This window comes from Protofrankia sp. Cr1 (genome assembly GCF_963555865.1).
Classification (GTDB): Bacteria; Actinomycetota; Actinomycetes; order Frankiales; family Frankiaceae; genus Protofrankia.
The window spans coordinates 9,234-11,340 of sequence record NZ_CAUVXO010000145.1 but is presented as its reverse complement, the minus strand read 5'-3'; the positions used below and the strand labels follow the sequence as shown (position 1 = coordinate 11,340).

Sequence of the window (2,107 nt, the reverse complement as noted above, 5' to 3'; positions counted from 1 at the left end):
GGCTATGGAACCTCCGCACGATCTCATCGGCGCAGAAGTACTCCAGAAAAGCCCGGTGCACAAACCCGTACACATCAGCGCCATACCGGCTCAGGATGAAGTTCCGTTCCCGGAACTGGGCCAGCATCGCCTTCGCGGCCCGCCGCGCCACCGGCGGTTCCAGTTGATAGCGGCTGCGGAGGTAGCTGTCGAACTCCTCCACCAACTCCGCACCACTGATGTGGTTCCCGGCCAGCCCCGCCCGACCGCTCTGCATCCGCGCGGCAACCCGACGCAACAACTCGCGGCGATCGTCACTATCGATGTAGTCCGCCGGCACCGAGGCGTCCCGCAGATGCCGGTTGACATCCCACTGCTCTACCAGCACCTTCGCCGCATGGGCATACACCGCCCGCCGGTCCCGCGGCAACTCCTGCCGCCGCCCGATAATCGCAAGAATCGTCAGCAGCAGCGGATTACCCGCCAGCTCCCGAATCGACACCGACTCGGCCACCGCACCCAGCAGCCGATCCCGCCGCGACGCAACCTCACCCGGCCGATCGTGCAACGCCAGCCGGTACCAGCGGTCCACGAACACACCGATCTGCTCGACGTCGAGGTCCTGAACCGTGTAATGCCCGAACCCGGCGTCATCCAGCACCGCCCGCCGATAGCCGATCACCCGGGAGGTCACCACCACCCGCACCCGGGGATACCGCGCGGCGAACCCGGCGATCTGCCGGGCTACCGTCTCCCGTTCCTTCGGATCGAACAACTCGTCCAACCCGTCGAACACCACCAGCGCCCGGCCATCCGCCCGCAGATAGCCAGCCAGCACCTCCGCCGGCAGCCCCAAACCGTCGGTGTCATGCAGCCGCTGCAAATACTCCAGAAACGTCGGGCACTCCCGCCGCAGATCGGCGAACGACCGCAGCTCCACTAGGACCGGCAGCCACCCCTGCATGCCCGCCAGCGGCTGTCCACCCGGACCCCCGGCCAACGTCAACACCAAAAACCGTGCCAACGTCGACTTCCCCGCCCCCGGATCCCCCAACAGCACCAGCAACCGGTTCTCCGCCGCGGTCACCACGTCCAACACCGCCCGCACCGGCCGCTGCGCATACGCCACCCGCGCGCGTGCCAGACGGTCGGCATCCACCCCGTCCGGCAGATCCGCGTCGTCGATCTCCCCGGCGTCCACCAGCCGGCGCCACAACTCCTTCGACAACTCCACCGGCGGCGGCTCCGCCCGCACACCCTGCGGGACAAACACCGACTGCACCAGCACCGGCAGATGCGTCTCATGCTCCGCCGGGGTCAACACCTCCAGATCCAACCGCCGATACTGCGCCACCACCCGAGCCAGATACGCGACCCGCAGCTCCGCCGGCAGCCCGCCCCGGTCGGCCGACCCTGCCTCCTTCCGCCGGGCATCCTCAGCCGGGACCAGCGGATAGTGCTTGCGGAGAGCCGCGAGCAGCTCGTCGACGGCTTTCGTCGGGTCCTGCCAGTAGGCCGCCACCCGGGTATCGAAGGTGACGCTGTCCAGGTCGGCTTCCTGATCCATATGCACCGCGAACACCCGCACGGTTGACCCGCGGCCACGGGCAGCGTTCACCAGCAGTCGCGGAAGCCGCGTTCCCATCGCCCGCACCGTCCCGCACAACACCACCGGGCCATGCTGGCTGAGAATCCGGGATGCCTGCGCCGTCACCGACTCGCCGACAAACACCGCACCGTCATGCCACACGTCATAACCAGCCGTGCGTAACGGTCCGGCCAACTCCTCCGCCTGCGCCTCCTCGCCGGCCGCGTGGGCAATCAGCACCGTGATCATCCGCACGTCACCGGCCTACCGGTTGATCGCGGCCAGCAACGCCGCAACCCCGCCATCCCAGTCCGCGGTCAGATCCGCTGCCTTCAGATCAGCAAGAAGCGCCGGGGCGTCGCCACCCGTCAGCACCGCCGGAAGCATTTGTACGCCGTGACCGTTCAGCCAGCGGGCCACCGTCGGCGCCCACTCCCGCAGCATCCACGGCGCCTCCACACCCGCCGTGGACAGGCACAGCACCACATAGTCCGCCGCCGTCAAACCGGCGTTCATCTTCTCCACGATCGAATCGCCGAC

The 2,107-nt window shown here is 68.2% G+C and carries 2 protein-coding genes; both read right to left on the bottom strand.

Annotation, left to right across the window (positions count from 1 at the left end; genetic code table 11):
• On the bottom strand, positions 1-1,816 hold a 1,816-nt coding region (locus tag U9980_RS13480), incomplete at its 3' end, for an NACHT domain-containing protein (RefSeq protein ID WP_322768223.1).
• Between the two features lie 15 nt (positions 1,817-1,831).
• Positions 1,832-2,107: toll/interleukin-1 receptor domain-containing protein (locus U9980_RS13475; RefSeq protein WP_322768222.1), on the bottom strand; the 276-nt coding region annotated here is incomplete at its 5' end.